At 41.3% G+C, this 19,138-nt stretch carries 20 protein-coding genes and 1 pseudogene; 7 read left to right on the top strand and 14 right to left on the bottom strand.

Going from position 1 to position 19,138, the window contains the following annotated elements; all coding sequences use genetic code 11:
* Positions 1 to 3 precede the first annotated feature (3 nt).
* The 11 genes from FM107_RS13515 to mobC form a co-directional block, all read right to left on the bottom strand.
* Positions 4 to 636, bottom strand: a complete 633-nt coding sequence (locus FM107_RS13515; protein ID WP_051891230.1) for a 2,3-diphosphoglycerate-dependent phosphoglycerate mutase — start codon at positions 634 to 636, stop codon at positions 4 to 6.
* An 86-nt stretch (positions 637 to 722) separates the two neighbouring features.
* A complete protein-coding gene (locus tag FM107_RS13510; RefSeq protein ID WP_232789358.1) occupies positions 723 to 1,988 on the bottom strand; it encodes a dihydroorotase in 1,266 nt (421 codons plus the stop codon).
* Positions 1,989 to 2,000: 12 nt separating this feature from the next.
* Entirely contained in the window at positions 2,001 to 2,774 is a 774-nt protein-coding gene (gene map, locus FM107_RS13505; RefSeq protein ID WP_086949023.1) for a type I methionyl aminopeptidase, read from the bottom strand.
* A 52-nt stretch (positions 2,775 to 2,826) separates the two neighbouring features.
* Positions 2,827 to 5,166, bottom strand: coding sequence for a ribonucleoside-diphosphate reductase subunit alpha (locus FM107_RS13500; protein WP_034727174.1), 2,340 nt, complete (start codon positions 5,164 to 5,166; stop codon positions 2,827 to 2,829).
* A 22-nt stretch (positions 5,167 to 5,188) separates the two neighbouring features.
* Positions 5,189 to 5,770 carry a peptide deformylase gene (def, locus tag FM107_RS13495; RefSeq protein ID WP_086949022.1) on the bottom strand — a complete coding sequence of 194 codons (582 nt, stop codon included), beginning with the start codon at positions 5,768 to 5,770 and terminating at the stop codon, positions 5,189 to 5,191.
* A 14-nt stretch (positions 5,771 to 5,784) separates the two neighbouring features.
* Positions 5,785 to 6,756, bottom strand: coding sequence for a ribonucleoside-diphosphate reductase small subunit (locus tag FM107_RS13490; RefSeq protein WP_034727177.1), 972 nt, complete (start codon positions 6,754 to 6,756; stop codon positions 5,785 to 5,787).
* Entirely contained in the window at positions 6,749 to 8,191 is a 1,443-nt protein-coding gene (locus FM107_RS13485; protein ID WP_143559494.1) for a M17 family metallopeptidase, read from the bottom strand. The genes FM107_RS13490 and FM107_RS13485 overlap by 8 nt, the downstream gene beginning before the upstream one ends.
* On the bottom strand, positions 8,181 to 8,807 hold the full coding sequence (locus FM107_RS13480) for a peroxiredoxin (protein WP_051891231.1): 627 nt from the start codon (positions 8,805 to 8,807) through the stop codon (positions 8,181 to 8,183). Before FM107_RS13480 ends, FM107_RS13485 begins: the two co-directional genes overlap by 11 nt.
* Positions 8,808 to 8,812: 5 nt before the next feature.
* Positions 8,813 to 9,277: a tetratricopeptide repeat protein gene (locus tag FM107_RS13475; RefSeq protein ID WP_034727180.1), complete on the bottom strand. Its 465-nt coding sequence runs from the start codon at positions 9,275 to 9,277 to the stop codon at positions 8,813 to 8,815.
* Positions 9,278 to 9,874: a superoxide dismutase gene (locus FM107_RS13470; RefSeq protein ID WP_034727182.1), complete on the bottom strand. Its 597-nt coding sequence runs from the start codon at positions 9,872 to 9,874 to the stop codon at positions 9,278 to 9,280. It lies immediately after the preceding gene.
* Between the two features lie 336 nt (positions 9,875 to 10,210).
* Positions 10,211 to 12,214, bottom strand: coding sequence for a conjugal transfer protein MobC (gene mobC / locus FM107_RS13465; RefSeq protein ID WP_218778993.1), 2,004 nt, complete (start codon positions 12,212 to 12,214; stop codon positions 10,211 to 10,213).
* 210 nt (positions 12,215 to 12,424) lie between these two features.
* Here mobC and FM107_RS13460 point away from each other — a divergent pair, with 210 nt between their 5' ends.
* Positions 12,425 to 12,982 carry a hypothetical protein gene (locus FM107_RS13460; RefSeq protein ID WP_086949020.1) on the top strand — a complete coding sequence of 186 codons (558 nt, stop codon included), beginning with the start codon at positions 12,425 to 12,427 and terminating at the stop codon, positions 12,980 to 12,982.
* 26 nt (positions 12,983 to 13,008) lie between these two features.
* Here FM107_RS13460 and mobB read toward each other — a convergent pair whose 3' ends face one another.
* Both mobB and mobA read right to left on the bottom strand, forming a co-directional pair.
* The gene (mobB, locus tag FM107_RS13455; protein WP_086949019.1) at positions 13,009 to 14,292 is read right to left on the bottom strand and encodes a conjugal transfer protein MobB; all 1,284 of its coding nucleotides are present in this window, start codon (positions 14,290 to 14,292) and stop codon (positions 13,009 to 13,011) included.
* Between the two features lie 2 nt (positions 14,293 to 14,294).
* A complete protein-coding gene (mobA, locus tag FM107_RS13450) occupies positions 14,295 to 14,732 on the bottom strand; it encodes a conjugal transfer protein MobA (protein ID WP_086949018.1) in 438 nt (145 codons plus the stop codon).
* 737 nt (positions 14,733 to 15,469) lie between these two features.
* Here mobA and FM107_RS13440 point away from each other — a divergent pair.
* The 6 genes from FM107_RS13440 (at position 15,470) to FM107_RS13415 (ending at position 18,771) form a co-directional block, all read left to right on the top strand.
* The gene (locus FM107_RS13440; RefSeq protein ID WP_078677421.1) at positions 15,470 to 16,237 is read left to right on the top strand and encodes a ParA family protein; all 768 of its coding nucleotides are present in this window, start codon (positions 15,470 to 15,472) and stop codon (positions 16,235 to 16,237) included.
* 5 nt (positions 16,238 to 16,242) lie between these two features.
* On the top strand, positions 16,243 to 16,686 hold the full coding sequence (locus FM107_RS13435) for a DUF3408 domain-containing protein (protein WP_086949016.1): 444 nt from the start codon (positions 16,243 to 16,245) through the stop codon (positions 16,684 to 16,686).
* 11 nt (positions 16,687 to 16,697) lie between these two features.
* Positions 16,698 to 16,979, top strand: coding sequence for a DUF3408 domain-containing protein (locus FM107_RS13430; protein ID WP_086949015.1), 282 nt, complete (start codon positions 16,698 to 16,700; stop codon positions 16,977 to 16,979).
* A gap of 2 nt (positions 16,980 to 16,981) precedes the next feature.
* Positions 16,982 to 17,254, top strand: a complete 273-nt coding sequence (locus FM107_RS13425; protein ID WP_078677418.1) for a DUF3408 domain-containing protein — start codon at positions 16,982 to 16,984, stop codon at positions 17,252 to 17,254.
* A 2-nt stretch (positions 17,255 to 17,256) separates the two neighbouring features.
* The gene (locus tag FM107_RS13420; RefSeq protein WP_086949014.1) at positions 17,257 to 17,892 is read left to right on the top strand and encodes a conjugal transfer protein TraD; all 636 of its coding nucleotides are present in this window, start codon (positions 17,257 to 17,259) and stop codon (positions 17,890 to 17,892) included.
* A gap of 78 nt (positions 17,893 to 17,970) precedes the next feature.
* On the top strand, positions 17,971 to 18,771 hold the full coding sequence (locus FM107_RS13415) for a hypothetical protein (protein WP_143559493.1): 801 nt from the start codon (positions 17,971 to 17,973) through the stop codon (positions 18,769 to 18,771).
* 9 nt (positions 18,772 to 18,780) lie between these two features.
* Here the strand turns inward: FM107_RS13415 and FM107_RS13410 are convergent.
* A pseudogene (locus tag FM107_RS13410) lies at positions 18,781 to 19,138 on the bottom strand (RNA polymerase subunit sigma); the annotation flags it as partial.

Below are 19,138 nucleotides of genomic sequence, written 5' to 3'. Positions count from 1 at the left end.
TTTTTAAACTACCGTTTTGGGTTGTATGTATAAACTCTTGCCCAGCTTCACGGCATTCATCTGATCGTCCAAAGCATAGGTTAACGGCTCGCCGGTTGCGATTTCCCTTTGTAAGATTTCTTCAGGTGAAAGATGTTCCAGGTACATTATTAAAGCTCTCAAACTGTTTCCGTGTGCAACAATGAGTACATTTTTATGCTGCTGCAACTGTGGCTGTACGAAGTTTTCAAAATACGGTATTACACGGTCGTAAGTGTCCTTTAGGCTTTCTCCGCCGGGCGGGGCTATATCAAAAGAACGCCGCCATATATGTATCTGCTCGGCTCCGTATTTTTCGGCTGTTTCGGCTTTGTTAAGCCCTTCAAGCATTCCGTAGGAACGTTCGTTCAATGCACCGTCGATAATAACGGGCATATCTGTTTTACCTGTTTCATTCAGAATAATTTTTAAGGTATGCTGTGCCCTGATGAGCTTTGATGTAAACGCCACATCTACTGTTTCATCTTTTAAAGCTATTCCTGCCTGTTTGGCTTCCTGTTCCCCAAGTTCCGTGATGTCCACATCCTGCCAACCCGTAAAGCGGTTTTCCAGATTCCATTGCGATTGCCCGTGTCGGACTAAAAATAATTTTGTCATAGTCTGTTTGATTTATTGATACTTAACTAATGCCTGCCCCTTTATTTCTTCATAAAAAGTTCCGTTTTCATACACAAGATGCCCGTTTACAAATGTGTGGGTACCCTTGATTGAAATACAGTTCCCTCCATTGGCGACCAGCCACATTTATACAAAGTATTATCTCTGCTAACTTTCCACTTGCTGTCCATATCCACTATCACCATATCTGCGGCATAACCTTCCCTGATAAAGCCCCTGTCTTTGATCTGATAAAGAATAGCAGGGTTGTGGCACATTTTCTCGGCAATTTTTTCTATCGGGATAATTCCCTGCATATAAAATTCCAGCATAATGTTCAGCGAATGCTGCACCATTGGAGCACCTGACACTGCGGTAAAATAGTTGCCATCTTTATCTTCAAGTGTGTGCGGTGCGTGATCGGTGGTAATCAGATCAATGTGGTCATCCAAAAGAGCTTGCATCAAGCCTTTCCTGTCATTTTCAGATTTTATAGCTGGATTCCATTTTATCAATGCCCCTAAACGGTCATAATCCTTTTCCGAAAACCACAGGTGCTGTACGCAGACTTCGGTCGTGATTTTCTTGTCTTTCAGAGGGATGTCATTTCGGAACAAGCGTGCTTCTGCCGATGTGCTCAAATGCAGGATATGAAGGTGTGCTTTGTATCTCTCTGCCAATGCGATAAAATCTTTGGTGGCTTCTATACAGGCGTTTTCACTTCGTATGAGTGGGTGCAGATGAAAAGGGATCTGTTCTCCATACTGCTGTTTATACACTTCTTCGTTTGAAGCAACGATGGTTTCCTTTTCGGCGTGTACGGCAATGATACATTTGCAGTTGGCAAACAACTTGTCCATTACCTGCGGATTATCTGCAAGCAAATTCCCTTTCTTTGTAAAATACAAGCCGTCGTCTGACACCGCTAAAAACTGTGCGATATCCATCTGAATTATATCATCAATATTATCTGCATTCACGCCCATAAAAAAGCCGAAGTTTGCCAGGGATTTACTTTGTGCTATTCGGTATTTTTCTTTCCAAATGTCCAGCGTAAGCACATTGGGTTTCGTGTTGGGCATATCAATAAAAGAGGTTACGCCACCAGCAATTGCTGCCTTACTCTCGGTGTAGAGGTCTGCCTTGTGCGTAAGCCCCGGATCACGGAAATGAACCTGTGCATCAATAATGCCCGGTAACAGATATTTACCGTTGCCGTCAATGGTTTTTATATCAGGAAAGGCAGTTGCAGAACCTATCTTTTGGATTATTCCATTTTCAATGAGTAAGTCAGCAATAGTAATCTGACCTTCATTGACAATACTTATATTTTTTATTATCGTTGGCTGCACAGTCTTAATCTTCTATAAATTCCATATTCCGTTGGCTTCCGTCAATATTACCGGTGCACCATCCGTCACGACAATGGTATGTTCGTGCTGGGCTACATAGCCTCCTTTGTTTCCTACCAGTGTCCATTCGTCCAGTTTTGGGTTATCCAATACGGCTAATGTTGAATGCGTAGCTATGAAGGTTTCCACTGCAACGACCGAATTTTTCCTGAAACGGCTGAAATTCATTTGATCCCGATAATTGGGTATGGACGGCTCTTCGTGAAGTTTTTTTCCAATGCCGTGTCCAGTAAGGTTGTGTATCACTTTGTAGCCCCGTTTATCGGCTTCCTTTTCTATGATATACCCTACGTCTTTTATCCGTACACCTCCTTTGATATTACTAATGGCTTTCTTCAATATCTGCTTGGATGCCTCTACAAGGGAATTGTGATTATGAATATCTTGTCCCAATACAAATGAGCCTCCGTTATCCGCCCAAAAGCTATTCATTTCGGCAGATACATCTACGTTCACCAGATCACCGTCTTTTAATATTTTTGATGCTGAAGGGATACCGTGTGCCACTTCGTGGTTGACACAGATACAGGTACAGCCCGGAAATTTATAGGTGGAGTATGGAGCTGATTTAGCCCCGAAGCTGTAAAGCATCCGTGCTCCGAAATCATCCAGCTCTTTGGTGGACATTCCCGGCTTTGCGTAGCTCTGCATCGCCCTTAAAGTAAGGGCAACCGCTTTGCTAACCGCCTGCATCCCGATCATATCGGTTTCTGCTGTTATTGACATAACTTATTGTGTTAATGGTAAAAATTTATAGTCGATAGTGAACCATTCACTATCAGCTTCCGCAAGCGATACATTCCTCCGGATTGTCCAGCGAGCAGGAAATATCTGCCTGTTTCTCTTCTGCCGATTGCACGCTTTCTACAGTAAATTTGATAGCGTCTGCCGCCGCTTTGGTACGCAGGTAGTACATTCCTGTTTTCAGACCGCTTTTCCAGGCGTGAAAGTGCATTGAGGTGAGCTTCGCCATATTCGGTTCCGCCATAAACAGGTTCAGTGACTGTGACTGGCAGATAAACGCACCCCGGTCTGCTGCCATATCCACAATGGTTTTCTGCTTGATCTCCCATACCGTTTTGTATAGCTCTTTTAAATCATCCGGAATTTCGGCGATGTTCTGTACCGAACCATTTTCGGCTATCAGCTTGTTTTTCATTGCAGGACTCCACAGCCCAAGTCCTGTAAGGTCATTAAGCAGATGTTTGTTCACCACGACAAATTCACCTGAAAGTACACGCCTGTTGTACACGTTGCTGGTATAGGGTTCAAAGCATTCGTTGTTGCCCAATATCTGCGAGGTAGAAGCCGTTGGCATTGGGGCAAGCAACAACGAATTGCGTACGCCAAATTCCATTACTTCTCTCCGCAATCTGTTCCAGTCCCAACGTTCCGAAGCTGTTACGTTCCAAAGGTCAAATTGGAATTTGCCTTCGGACAAAGGCGAACCTTTGAAGCTCTCGTAAGCACCTTGCTCTTTTGCCAATTCCATAGAGGCTTCCATTGCGGCAAAGTATATGGTTTCAAAAATGTCGATATTCAATTGCTTGGCTTCTTCACTTTCAAATGGCAACCGCAACAGGATAAATACATCTGCCAATCCTTGTACACCCAAACCTATCGGACGGTGTTTGAAATTGGAGTTTTCGGTTTCGGGTACGGGATAGTAATTGCCGTCTATGACTTTATTCAGATTTCGGGTAACGATTTTAGTTACCTCATACAGTTTCTGAAAGTCAAAACCATTTTCGGAAACATAGCGAGACAATGCCAGCGATGCGAGGTTGCACACGGCTACCTCATCTGCATTGGTGTACTCCATTATTTCCGTACACAGGTTGGAACTGCGGATGACACCGATATTCTTCTGGTTGGATTTTTCATTGACGGCATCTTTATAGCACATATAGGGCGTACCTGTTTCAATCTGGGCTTCCAAGATGGCATTCCAAAGTTCACGGGCTTTTACCTGTTTTCGGTATTTCCCTTCAGCTTCATAATGCTCATAAAGTTCTTCAAAGGCATTGCCGTACACATCGTATAATCCGGGCGTTTCATTGGGGTCGAACAAAGACCAGTCGGCATTGGCTTCAACACGCTTCATAAAGAGGTCGGGTATCCACAGTGCAGGAAACAGATCCCTTGCCCGCATTTCTTCCTTGCCGTGGTTTTTGCGGAGGTCGAGAAAGTCAAAAATATCGGCGTGCCACGGTTCCAGATAGACCGCAATCGCTCCTTTGCGTTTGCCGCCGCCCTGATCCACGTACCGTGCCGTATCGTTAAACACACGGAGCATCGGGATAATGCCGTTGGAAATACCACCCGTTCCTTTGATATAGCTGCCTGTTGCCCTTACATTGTGAATGCTCAGACCGATGCCTCCGGCAGACTGTGAAATCAGAGCACAACGTTTCAAAGTATCAAAAATTCCTGCAATGCTGTCCTCGGTCATACTCAAAAGGAAACAGGAAGACATCTGCGGTTTGGGTGTGCCAGCATTGAACAACGTGGGCGTGGCGTGGATAAACCATTTCTCGCTCATCAGGTTGTAGGTTTCTATGGCAGCTTTGATATCCTCTTTGTGAATGCCGATGGCTACACGCATAAAAAGATGCTGCGGGCGTTCGGTTACTTTGCCATTGGTTCGGATAAGGTAGGAACGTTCGAGTGTCTTAAATCCGAAGTAATCAAAATTGTAATCCCGGTCGTAAATGATGCTGCTGTCGATCTCATCGGCATTTTTGCGAATGATGTCGTACACTTCTTTTGATAACAGCGGTGCGTGGCTATCCGTTATCGGATCTTTGTATTCATACAGCAGTTTAACCGTTTTAGAAAATGACTTTAAAGTATTTTTATGCAGGTTACTCACGGCAATACGGGCAGCAAGAACTGCAAAATCGGGGTGTACCGTGGTATAGGCAGCCGCAGTTTCGGCGGCAAGATTGTCCAGCTCGGTAGTGGTTACATTATCATAAATGCCCTGGATAACCTTTTTGGCTATCTCGATAACATCTTTTTCTGTTACAGAAAGCCCGTACACCAATTTATGTACCCTTGCCGTTATCTTGTCGAAATGTACGGCTTCCTGTTTTCCGTTTCTTTTTATTACATACATTGAGTTGCGTTGAATTATGTTGTTACCTAAATTTCATTTTATAGTGCGTGTTTACCTTGCCTTTGAGTACCTGTTTTAATTTGGCTTCCATCAGCTTTTTACTCAAAGGCTTTACACGGTCTATATAAAGTATGCCCTGCGTATGGTCGTATTCGTGCAGGATGACACGGGCGGTCATTCCGTTGAATGTTTTTCTGACGGTTTCAAAATCCTGATTTTGATATTGCAGTTCCACCGACCACGAGCGGATTACTTTTCCAGAAAGAAAGGGCAGGCTCAAACAGCCTTCGGTTTCTTCCCATTTGTTTTCAGAAAGACGAATGATTTCGGCATTGATAAAAACTTCCCTTATGCCGGTATCGCCTTCTGTAAAAATTGCTTTGCGTTCGGCTTCATCCATATTATCATACAAAACCTTGCTGTCTGCTACGAAGAGTTGGAGTGATTTTCCGATTTGCGGTGCAGCCAATCCGCATCCCTGGGCTTGCTCCATTGTTTCCCACATATCGGCAATAAACTGATGGAAGTCAGGAAAGTCTTTCCCGACTTTCTCTGCCTCGGTTTTCAATACCGTATTTCCATATCCGTAAACCGCTAATTTCATTTTTATATATACTGTTAAAAATCCTCATCCAGTGAAAAGCTGTTATTTTCTTTTGCTCCCTGTGCTACGCCTGTCTTCTGATATTCACCCACACGGCGTTCAAAGAAGTTGGTTTTGCCCTGCAAGGAAATGAGTTCCATAAAGTCGAACGGATTGGTCGCATTCCAAACTTTTTTACAGCCCAATGCAACAAGCAATCTGTCCGCTACAAATTCGATGTACTGGCACATCAGCTCTGCGTTCATACCGATCAATCGAACGGGCAAGGCATCGGTCACAAACTCTTTCTCAATGGCTACCGCATCTACGATGATTTCCCTTACGGTTGCTTCCGGCAATTTGTTTTGCATATGATTGGTATAGAGCAGACAGGCAAAATCACAATGCAATCCTTCGTCACGGCTGATAAGCTCATTGGAAAAGGTCAACCCCGGCATCAATCCCCGCTTTTTCAGCCAGAAAATGGAGCAGAAGCTACCTGAAAAGAAAATGCCCTCCACCGCAGCAAAAGCGATCAATCGCTCGGCAAAGTTTTCGCTCTCAATCCATCGTAAAGCCCAATCTGCCTTTTTTCCTACGCAGGGTATAGTTTCAATAGCGTGTAACAGGTAATCTTTTTCCTTTGGGTCTTTTACATAGGTGTCAATCAATAATGAGTACATCTCTGAATGGATGTTCTCTATCATAATCTGGAAGCCGTAAAAGCAGCGTGCTTCTGGATATTGTACTTCCTGTATGAAATTGACCGCAAGGTTTTCATTCACAATACCGTCACTTGCTGCAAAAAATGCGAGCACGTGCGATATAAAATAGCGTTCGTCTTTGTTCAGCTTGTTTTGCCAATCATTCATATCCGGCGACAAATCCACCTCTTCGGCAGTCCAAAAGCTGGCTTCAGCTTTTTTGTAAAACTGCCAGATGTCATCGTGCTGAATGGGAAAGATTACAAAACGGTCTTTGTTATCTTGTAATAATGGTTCAATCATTCCTGCTCATTCTTCTGACAAATTCATACAACAGACGTACAGGTACAGCAGTAGCCCCGCTTTGTCTGTAACCTTTAGCTTCTTTGACAAATGCTGCTCCTGCAATGTCCAGATGTACCCACGGATAATCCGTAAAATGTTCAAGGAAAATAGATGATGTACTTACTCCGCCAATCGGACCGCCAAGATTGCTCATATCGGCAATCGAAGATTTTAATAAGTCTTTGTATTCTTTCCAAAGAGGCAATTGTAGTAGGCGTTCGTAAACCTGTTCGCCGACTTCTCTTAGTTCATCTATTTTCTCCTGATTGTTTCCCAATACGGCTATGCCGAACGAACCCGTAATGGCAGCCGAAGCTCCTGTTAAAGTTGCCATATCAATGACCAGTTCCGGCTCAAATCTTTTGGCATAGGTCAAAGCATCTGCCAAGACCAAACGCCCTTCGGCATCGGTATTCTGCACCTCAACTGTTGTACCGTCCATCATCGTAATCACATCATCTACCACCAAAGCATTGGCTGAAATTTTATTGTCTGTGGCAGGCACAAGACCAATTACGTGATAAGGCAGTTTGTTTCCGGCAATAGCAGCCACTGTTCCTAAAACGGCTGCTCCACCTGCCATATCGCATTTCATTGTAAGCATATAGCCACTGATTTTTAGCGAATAACCACCTGTATCGAACATCACGCCTTTGCCCACCAATACCAATGGCTTTTCATTAAAGGCATTTTCGGGCTTGTAATGGAAAATATTGAACGTAGGTGGTGTTTCCGAACCTTTGTTGACTGCCAACAAACCACCCATTTTCAGCTCCTGTATCTTTTCTTTGTGCAGGATTTCTGTTTCAAAACCGAACTGTTTTCCTACATCGGTGGCTACCTCGGAAAACCGCAGGGCATCCATATAGTTGACAGGTTCGTTCACTAAGGTTTTTGTCAGCGAAACGGCTTCTGCAAGCATTTTCAGTTCTTCAATCTTGACTTCGGGAAATGAACGCCTGCGGATATAAACCGCTATCGGTTGTACTTTCTTCTTTGCTTTGTATTTGTCAAAATCGTAGCTACTCAAAAGCATTCCTTCCAGAAAAGCATATCGCTGGTCTTCTGTAAGCTCATCCAATCCCCGCAGCCTTGCTGTCTGGCTTTGTTGCTTATTTAGGGAAGCATACACAGAGGCTCCCGCCAAGCGTAATGCTTCTTTTTCTCTGTCTGGTGCTACGGCGATAAAGTTTCGTTGTTCTCCAAGTGTGGTAATGACAGTCGTTTTGTTTTCAGAGAATGCCTTGTCTATATTTTGTGCTAATGAGCTTTGAAATTCAAATCGGTCTGCCTGCTCTTTGGTTACAATAAGTACAATGTTATCAGCCTCGTCGGGGACATCTTCTTTTTTTGCGTAGGGTATAAAGTTTATATATAAGTAATTATCCTGCATTTTGTTCTTTCAATTTTGCCGTTACCGTTTGTTGTCCGGGTGTCCAACCACAACCTGTCAATTCTTCTGTCTGCAAGGCATCCAATACACGGATTACTTCGCTTACATTTCTGCCTACATTCATCGGATATGCACTTACCCATTGGATAATTCCTTTTGGATCTATAATGAAAGTAGCACGGTAGGCTACCTTTTCGTTGCAGTCCAAAATGCCCATTTCTTCAGCTAATGATTTGGAAGTGTCTGCCAGCATTGGAATGGTAAGGTTTGCCAAGCCAGGGTGATTTTGTCGCCATCCTAAATGGACAAATTCGGTGTCGGTGGATGCACCTATTACTACTGCATTACGTTCTGCAAATGCTGCGTTGCTGTTGTCGAACTCGATGATCTCGGTTGGACAAACGAATGTAAAATCCTTTGGCCACCAGAACAGCACGGTCCATTTTCCCTGCTGTGATGCGTGCCCTTGGTTAATATCCGTAATTTCAATTCCGTTATCGGTGGTCACTACGGCTTTCTTTACAAAATCAGGTAGCTTATCGCCAATGGATAGTATCCCTTTCTGTACCAATTGCATCTGCTGATTGTTCATTAATTTCTTTACTGAATTGCACATAATCTTTAATCTATTTTTATTAAATTGTTTTCTACTAATTGTTCTTTAAGCGTTCTGAATAGCTGCTCCTGCTTTACTTTTCCGGAGTTGGTTTTTTCTGCAAACCGTACGTAACTGAGGGTGGCTCTTTTCAGTTCCGATTGTATCTCATCCATATTCAGTTCTTTATTACCTGCCAGATGCAAGAGGTAATAGACCGTCCGTTTGAGCATATTTTCAGCTTCTTCAAGCTTTCCCAATTCCTCATAGGTGTTTGCGAGGTTATTGCAGGAAATGATGTACACCTGTATGAACGGGATTTTCAAACGGATGCAATCCGGAATATGATTATTCAGTACTTCTGCCCTGTACAGAGCATCTTTGTAACCGGATAGTGCTTTTTCAAAATCTCCTTTATTAAAAAGTTCATTGTTGGCGACGGTTAACGCTTGCCAATATCGTTCTATGTGGCTCATACAGGTATCACTCATTTATTTTAAATTTTGATTGGCAAAATCCCAGTTTACGATTTCCCAAAATCCTTCTACGAACTTTGGACGGGCATTTCGGTAGTCTATATAATAGGCGTGCTCCCAAACATCCAGCGTAAGGATTGGTTTTTTGTTTTCGGTCAGTGGCGTGTGTGCATCTTTCATCGGCACTATTTCCAGTATGCCCTGTTCATTCTGAGCAAGCCAAGCCCACCCGCAGCCGAATAGCTTCACGGCTGTTTCAGAAAATGTGTTTTTAAACGTTTCAAAACTGCCAAAATCACGAGTTATAAACTCTGCAATTTTCCCATCGGGTGCTTTTCCGCCATTCGGAGAAAGGCAGTGCCAGAAAAAACTGTGGTTCCAGTGCTGGGCAGCGTTGTTAAATAACGGGGCGTTGTTTTCCGCAAACCCTTTTTGGATAATTTCCTCAATGGATGCACTTTCCAATGGGGTGTCCTTTACCAAGCCTGAAAGGTTATTGACATAGGTAGCGTGGTGCTTGCCGTAATGGTAATCAAACGTTTCCTCCGTAATAATCGGGTTAAGTGCGTTTTTGTCGTACGGAAGTTCCGGTAATGCTTGTGTAATTCTCATCTCTTATTGTTCTTTAGTTTTAAAATTTTTATTGCCCGCTTTAATTGACTGACGTGGCTCAATTCCTCGGTAGCTTTCTTCATATTGTTCTGCATAAGGTTACTATCTCTGATATGTCTTTCAAGATACCTTTGGTTCTCTTCTAATAATTTTATCACGTAGTCCATAGTCTGAATTTCTATAAATTAGATTAGCAAAAATAATAAGTTAGAATGACCTAACAAAATAATTAGACAAATTGTTTTTAGACATTAGAAATATACAAAAGCAAAAAGCCGAAGTTTTTATAGCTTCGGCTTACACTTTTGTAGTTTCATTTAGTATGTATATTGTTAGTTAATCCTTTTGCACCAAATGCTGTAAATCGGGGTCATTTTTAATCCGCTCCAATTCACTTTCAACGATGTTCAGAATATCAGTTTTTATATTGCGGTAGTTACTTTCAATTTCTTGCTTCATTTTGTTCTCGCCTTGCTCATTTACAAAGGATAAAATTTCCGGAATATTTTGGTAGGCTTTGGTTTCTGCGGCTACTTTCTCATTATCCACTACGATTTCAGCGTGGAAAATCTTTTGATCAATGCGTTCATCGAAGTTATCCGATACAGATCCAACAAACATACCCTGTGTAAGTGTTGAAATTTTGGAAGCCGGGATAAGACTGTCTAATTGTGTGGATATGGAGGTTGATTTATCATTACGATTGATGGTCATACTTTGGCGTTTCTGCAACACTTTTCCAAAACGTTCCGATAAGCTTTTGGCAGTTTCGCCTACAACCTGTCCACTGAAAATATTGCCTACAGTGTTCTGAATAACCTTGCTTTCCTTATCGCCGTAATCACGCGTTAATTGCGAAAAGTCCTGAAAGCCCAAGCAAACCGCCACCTTATTACTTCTCGCAGTTGCGATGAGATTATCCAGCCCCCTAAAATAAATTGTGGGCAGCTCATCGATGATTACCGAGCTTTTCAATTGCCCTTTTTTATTGATGAGCTTTACAATTCGGGAATTGTACAAACCCAAAGCTGCGGAGTAGATATTTTGGCGGTCTGGATTGTTACCTACACATAATATCTTTGGTTCTTTTGGGTTGTTGATGTCCAATGAAAAATCATCGCCTGTCATAACCCAATACAACTGAGGGCTAATCATTCTTGATAATGGAATTTTAGCCGATGCAATCTGCCCCTGTAATTGGTCTTGTGCTCCGCCTTGCCACGCATCCATAAAGGGTGACAAATAATTTTCTAAATCAGGATAGGACGTTAATATAGTGAAGACATCCGAGTACTTTTTATTCAATAATTCAATAGCGTGTGGGAATGTACAATACTTGCCGTTTTCGTAGATTTTCAGATACCAAATAATGGCGGCTAACAGGATAATCGGACTTTCTACGAAAAAATCCCCCTGCTTCTGTATCCACGACCTGTTAAGGTTCAACATTATCGTATAAGCCGCTTCATAAGCATCGGATATGTCCGTCATAAAGTCGGGATTAAGTGGATTACAACGGTGGCTCTTGCGTGGGTCGTCAAAGTTTATAACATAGAATTTCGGCTGTACCTTATACTTATCCCTGTTCTTCAGTAGGTGATTGTAAGCAATCGTTGAAAGGTCGTCAAACTTAAAATCGTATATATACATACTGAAACCTTTCTCTATCTGCTGTTTGATGTAGTTGTTTACTATGGCATACGATTTTCCAGAACCGGGAGTACCCAACACAATGGTTGCCCTAAATGGATTGACGATGTTTATCCAACCTTCATTCCATTTGTTTTTGTAGTAAAACTTCGTGGGTAGATTGACGGAATATTCATTTTGCATCAACTTTGTTTCCTGCTGAAAGCTCTCGTTTTCGTTGTTAAACACGTCGTCCATCAGGTTGGTACGGAGCAATCGGCTCATCCACACACCTGCCATTTGCAAAGCGATATATCCTAACGAGATTGTGAGGATATACAAAAATGTTCCTATTGCCGGAGGTAGCTTTAGTAAAGGTGTGTTCAAAAAGAACAGCACAAAGCCAACGCCCAATGCCACGTAGATTTTGGTCCACGTTATTTTTTCATTCTTTACGTCCTTTGTTCCCAAACAGCTTAAAGCCAACAAAACCAAAGCAAAGGCTTTGGTATATAAGGAGTATGAGAACAGCCCTGCCGTTCTCTGAAAATTCCCCAGAATTTTGTTGATTACTTCTAATGTCCAGCCCCGTTCCAAAAAGAAACCGTAGCAAAACCAATAAAGGTGCATCAGTACCAATAGGATACTCACTGCCCGCATAAAAGCCATTATTTTGGCTAAGCCTCTTAAATCGTCTTCTCCCTGCATTATTATTCAGTTTTAATGTTCGGGCGTGAATTTAAAAGCTCTAAAGATTGGCTATAAGAATGTGGCACTCAATGGCGTTGTGTGGCGGTATTTGGCGTTAAGCGGGTTTAATCAGGTCCAGTTTTGCAACAATTTTTTATTAAATTTATACTCTTGAAAATCATCTTGGATTATCTCATCCATTTGGATTATCGACATAAAAAAAGAAATGATATGAATTGGAATAATCCTGATGCTTATCCGGGAGAAAGTGAGGAAGAATATATAGCACGAAAGAATGGGGAAAGTCAATCTGCCACAGGACTAATGTTTGTGATCAGTAAGGTGTTTATTATCGCCTTAAAAATTTTTGCTGTATTCGGAGTGTTCCTTTATACCGGATTTTTACTTTCACAAAAGTTGTTGGGAGCAGAAGCCGACAAACCTAAAATCTGGGTGTTCACCTTAATATTTACCTACTTTATTTTCTGCATCATTTATTTCTTAAAAGGAACTATCATCGGATTGAAGGCGAATAATCGTAAGCTATGGATATTGCCGTGGGCAATCTGTGTGTTAATATGCTGTTTTGTTCCGGCATATATCGTAAAATCACTGGTAGCCGGTCTGTTTAATCCGGCTGAACGACAAGGTATTTGGAGCATCGGGTTAAGTTGGGCTGCATTTGTACTTTTTCTATTATACGTCTATGGAATTTATCAGTTCAAAACACCAAACGCCCCAAAGATTTTGCACTGGAGCTATGCCTTGGGGTTGAAAATTTCCTTATAATAAACTGCGTGTATTGCCAATGTAACTTATAGACCTCTTTTTCGCTTCCTTTTCTTCTTCATCTTATTGGCAAAATCCTGTTCCTCGTAATCTTCTCCCTGTGCTTCTGGAAGCAAACCGCCCAATGCTTCTATCAAACCGTCTTCGTGTTTTTCAGTCTTCAGGAAGTCGAACAAATGATGTGGTTCCTCTTGCGGAATATCCGCATCGTTTGTTGCGGATATTTTCGGTTGTAATTCTACTGGATCTTTTATTTCCGGTTTGATATTATTGTTCCAATAATCATTAAAGGTATTCGCAGAAAGTTCCTTGCTTAAACGTGAACCATTCCAAACAGTTTTGGAATTGTGGTCTATAAATGTCACTCCATAAATACGCCCTGTATCATTACTCCGAACCACAACATTAATGCCCTGTTCCGCTAATTGCTTTTTAAAGCTCAACTCATCTCTTGTGGATTGGAGGGCAATGGTTACGGCTGACTGTAAAGTCTTTTGGTTTGGATGGTTTTTCAAATCTGCTTTGCATTTCGCAAAATGAAGTTCCAAAGCCGGAAGCCCTGTATCTTTACCAAATAGTGAAGCCTTGAACGGGTGTCCTGTCCTTTCACCTTTCTCATTTAAGGGTATGTACAATAAGCCCTTCCGTAGCTGCCCCTGCAATTCACCCTCTACCTTTTCGGTCGTAACATTGAACAAGGATAGCAGGGCATTATACTCACCCAGAGTCTGAAACTTATAATAATTAGGTATATGCCTGACTACCGAAGCGATTTGACTTTTTATATCACCCGCCCGATAGTTCACCGGACGGAAAACCTTATCGTTTTGATTACGTTCTTTGTCCGTTGCGGGTATCAAATTGTACTGCCTTTCCAACTCACGGCATACATTCATAGACCGCATTTTCTCAAATTTGTCCGAAATCTTTTTGCCCTGTTCGTCCACGCAAACCGATACGATGTGGATATGGCTGCGGTCAATATCGGTATGTTTGAAGACTACAAACGGTTGTTCTCCATAGCCCATTTCACGCATATACTGTTCTGCCATCTGCCTGTATTTATCATCGCTTACGTTGTCCTTCGGGTCGGGATTAATCGAAATATGCAGTGTATGCTTTTCGGTATTACGGTTGGCAACCAAATATGGAGCAAATGATTGGGCTAATTGAGCAACGGAATAATGACCATTGGCAGTTTCAATCATCTTGTTAGCGAATAAAATCTGTCCGTTTTCATTCTCCACTTTGAGCTGATTGTATGCCAATACCCCATACAAATTTCCGCTTCTGCCGATTTTCGCTATCATTTCTACCGCTGTTTTTTCAGGTGTTTTGCTTCAAACTCTTCGGTTATCTGAATGATTTTTTGACATAACATCGCCATTTCAGCCGTTTGTTTTTCCAATTTGTAGAGAAAAGCTGCCGCTTTTTTCTCGGTAAAATGCTTGTATAATAGTTTCACAATCTGGTTATAGTTCACACCTATGGAGCGGAACTGGCTGTGAAACGAAGTCAGCCGCATATAAAAATCAACCGTTCCTTTGTCTATTTTAACCGACTTCATTTCCTTTCCGAATAACTGTGAAATGATAAACTTTGCTTTATTGGGCATTCCTGATGCTTCAAAAAGCGATAAAAGTTTGGCATTTTCCTCATCTGTAAGACGGAAAACGTGGCGGTGGGTGCTCGGGTTTAGCTTGGGCTTACGACCGCCCTTATTCTGCTTGGTGTTACTGTTCTCATTCATTACTAATCCAATTATTATTTACACGAAAAACCGACTTCGGAGGTTTTTTCTGCCCCCTGCAAAGGGCAAGTTGTTTTGAGGCACGAAACTCGGTTTCGAGTGCCTCAAAACACAACTTGCCGTGTTCCGGTGAACACAAAAATCCGCCCTGCGGGACGGATTGAAAGTAACAGGAAAAAACGGCTCGATGCCGTCCTTGTTACCCCTCGATTTGTCAAAAGCCTTTTGCATAAATCCGTTAATAAAAATCATTTTACAAAGTAAAGCCCTCTTTAAGAGAGTATTGCTATAACGTATTCGGACAAACACTGCCTTTGAACGCCAAACACTGCCACATTGATAAACTCCTTTGTTTATCTCTTTTTATTTGTACCAACAAAAGGATGTAAGTGTGTAGATAGTTATGCAGGTAACAACTTAAGTACCTAACTACCGATACAGGTAAATAAGAAAGCAGGTACATAGAAAAGTACCTGTTCAGATACCTGGTTATGTTGTTCGATATGCACAAATGCAGGTATTCAGGTAAGCGGGTCTGCTTGTAGCAATCTACTTATCTACCTACTGATGCAGGCGTGTGGTCAAGTACATAGATAGTTTGGTCTATAGGTAGATAATTACCTGCACAAGTATATCGGTGTAGAGCAACACACCTAAATACAGAGGTGGCTATCTGCGGACATAAGCACTTACGCATACAGGTAATTGAGTAAATAAATAATTAAATAAGTAGAAATATGAGTACAAAACACAAACCAGTATTCATCGCTTTTTCTTCTCAAAAAGGCGGTGTCGGCAAAAGTACGTTTACCACACTTGCTGCAAGTATCCTGCATTATCGCTTAGGTTATAATGTAGCCGTATTTGATACGGATTTTCCCCAGCACAGCCTGATGAAAATGAAAGAACGTGACCTGAAAATGGTAATGGAAAACGAAGCCCTGAAAAAACAGGCGTATAATCAATTTATGACCATTAATAAAAAGGCGTATGAGATTATACAGCACGGGGCTGATAGTGTATTGGAAAAAGCTCAGGAATATCTAAACGCTTCTCCGGTTCCGATTGATGTGGTATTCTTCGATCTGCCCGGAACAGTGAACACACCCGGCATTCTGAAAGCATTGGCAGGAATGCACCACATTTTTACCCCCATCACCGCAGACCGTGTGGTAATGGAAAGCACGCTTGTTTTTACACAACTTTTAAATGACGTGATAATGAAACAAGGAGAAACTTCCATTAAAACCATTAACCTGTTCTGGAACCAGGTAGATGGCAGAGAAAGTACCCCATTGTATGAGGTATACAACACGCTTATCCACCAATTAGGATTTAGCCTGATGAATAGCCAAATCAAGAGCAGTACCCGCTTCCGTAAAGAAAGCGAAGTGAATAGCAAAGTTATATTCCGTTCTACGCTTTTACCTCCCGATGAACGATTAATGAAAACCTGCCAGTTAGACCTGTTTATGAATGAATTTTTAAAAATCATACAATTTTAAGCTCTATGGAAAAAGGAAACAAGAAAAGGGTCACTCCCGATATAAACGAAGAACTTATGATGAGCCTTATGGTGGATGGTGTCAAAAAGGATGGCATAAAATTACCTCCTGAACCAGCAAAAGAACCCGAAAAGGAAAGTGTAATTGAGGAAGCAAAACAAGAAGCTGAACGTAACAAAGTCACGGTCAGAGAAAAGAGCCGGACAAAGCGAAACGCTGAAACCGATTATGAAAGTACCTTTCTAAAAAAGTCGGACACGAATGCCCGTGATGGAAAAACGGTATATATACGCCCTGAATTTCACGAAAAGCTGACACGTATCATTCAGGTGATCGGTCAGGACAAGATTAGTATTTACGCCTATCTGGACAATTTGTTGGATAACCATTTTCAGGAATTTGGTGAACAGATTACCAAGAGTTACAATGATAAGTATAAACCCATTTAATCATAATTATTATGGAAAAGAACAATAAAACAACCACAGCAAAGAAGATCGGAAAAACCTATTCTTCTAAATTCCTTAAAAGGAACGCTATGAAAAAAAGAGGCGATAAGTTCATTTACGTATGCCCTGAATACCATCAAAGACTTATACGGATGTCAAAGGTTGTTGGTAAAGGAGAAATACCGCTGTATGCTTATCTGCACAATATCTTAAAGCATCACTTTGAGCTGTTTTCCGAGGAAATTATCACAGAATATAACAAGAGTAATAAATCCATTTTTAAAAACATTTGAATATGAAAAATTTATTTAAAAAGAATACGGAACCTAAGAATACAGAACCATACAGCAGTAAATTTTTGGTCAATAACTTTCCTTCGGGTCGTAACGGCAAGGTGGTTTATATCCGCCCCGAATATCACGAAAGATTGCTTAGGATTGTACAATTATCAAGGGAAGAGAAAACAACGCTCTACTCATACATTGACAATATTCTTGAACACCACTTTAAGGAGTTCGGGGAAGACATTACAGATTATTTCAACGACCGTTTTAAACCCATTCTGTAATTATGGAAATCTTAATTGTTATATGCCTGCTGATTGTTATCGTCCTGCTTGTGCAGGATAAGATCATTATCAGAAAAGGCTCAGACAAAAAACCTCCACTGGAAAAAGTCAACCCGAACCTTCCCGATATTATGGGGCAGCCTAAGCCTGTAAGAAGCCATTTAATGCCAAACACTGCCAATGAACGCCAAATACAGGGATCAGAGATAAATCCTGATAATTTAGACATTGAATACGACGAGAATGAAAACGTTAATATTCAAATTCCGCAGGAAGAGCTTGATGAAGTTTTCAGTAATATGCCTGATTTGGAGGAAGAGGAAGAAGAATGGAATAGGTATGGAATATCCGGAGGCGATGACAGTCTTGCCCAAGGGGTTACCTATGACGAACTAAGCTCCGTAGGGGCATTGCTCCAAAAAGAGAATTTGGAACACTCCCAGAAGGAAACAGCGGTTGCGATAGTTCAAAAATTACAGGGAACCGAATTATTCAGCCTATTGGAACATTCCATAGAGGGTGCATCCCGAAAAATTGCTGAACTTTTGGATAGCACACTTTCGTCTGAAGCTGACAACAGTTCTTCCACCTTGCGGAAAAATGATTTGAGTGATTTTGACATTGGGGAGTTTGTCTGAAAGACTGCTCCCCAATGTTTTTAAAAGTGTAGCAAGCTGATAAAAAAATAAATGGTTAATCAATTTAATAGTACAGGTATGATTAATAAAGATGATCCTGATTACATATTCGAGGAATATAAAGGACATACCATAGCAAGCCACAAGAACAATATTGTTGGCAAAGACATTAATAATCTCATCATTGTTTACCGTTCAGACGAGTTCCCCAATCACGGGTTTATCATTGGACTTGATGATAGCAAATTGTCCGGGCAAAGAAAGTCCGTACCGCACAATGTGGATGATGCAAAAGGCTATATTGATTGGGTAGTTAGTGTGCAGCAGAAAAAGGCAGAAACAAAGCCGGAAAAAATTATAGTTGATGAGAGAGCCTACGACTTGCGTGTAAACAAAGGAATGCTGCCAACGGTAGATATTGCAGGTCATACTTTTTATGTGGATATCCGTATGGATATGCTACGACCTAAAGATGATTTTCTTTCTAAAGGCATTGTGTTCTCGGATATAGAAAACTATTATGATGAAGACAAAAGAACCTATACCATTCCATACAATCCGAAGACACACGAATTTCAGGAGCCTGACTATCGGAATATCAAAGAGCTTCCCAAAGATTTAATCGCTGTGAGTTTTCCCTCTGAAAGATTGCTTGACAGGATTGGATGGAACAGACATTATGGATTTGAATTGACACACGGAATGGCAAAACAGGGCTTGAAATTGCAGTTTGAAGCGAAGCAAATACCGTGGGAGAAAACCTTTCTTGTTGGTTTGATAAAAAGTAATCTAAAAACTGAAAAGAACCAACAAAAGACTGCCGAAAAACAACAGCCAACCCACCCTAAACAAAGTAAAAATAAAGGTCGCAGAATGTAATCGGAACGCCTATGTCTTTTGAAGCCGACTTACAGCATTTTTTAATGTTTGCTTTTCTGTTTTGGATTTGGTCATTTTGATGGCTTGTTCGTAATGCTCAATCGCTTTGATAATATTCGTATCAGCATATAAATAACCTAACAATTCGTGATAATAATTACTATCAAATAAATTTAATTTTTCTGCTTCTACAATGGCTGTTTGGTTTCCGTAAACTTTAGCAAAAGCAAACGTTCTGTTTAGTGCAGTAATTGGCGAATACTCAATAAGAACAAGTTGGTTATAAAGCTGTAAAATGTGTTGCCATCTGTTTTCATCTGTCGGTGTGGTATGCCAATAAGCAAGACCAGCTTCCAAATGGTATTTT

Origin of the sequence: Sphingobacterium sp. JB170 (genome assembly GCF_900163865.1) — a bacterium.
GTDB lineage: Bacteria > Bacteroidota > Bacteroidia > Sphingobacteriales > Sphingobacteriaceae > Sphingobacterium.
The sequence above is the reverse complement of the archived record's forward strand: the minus strand, read 5'-3'. Positions and strand labels throughout refer to the sequence as shown.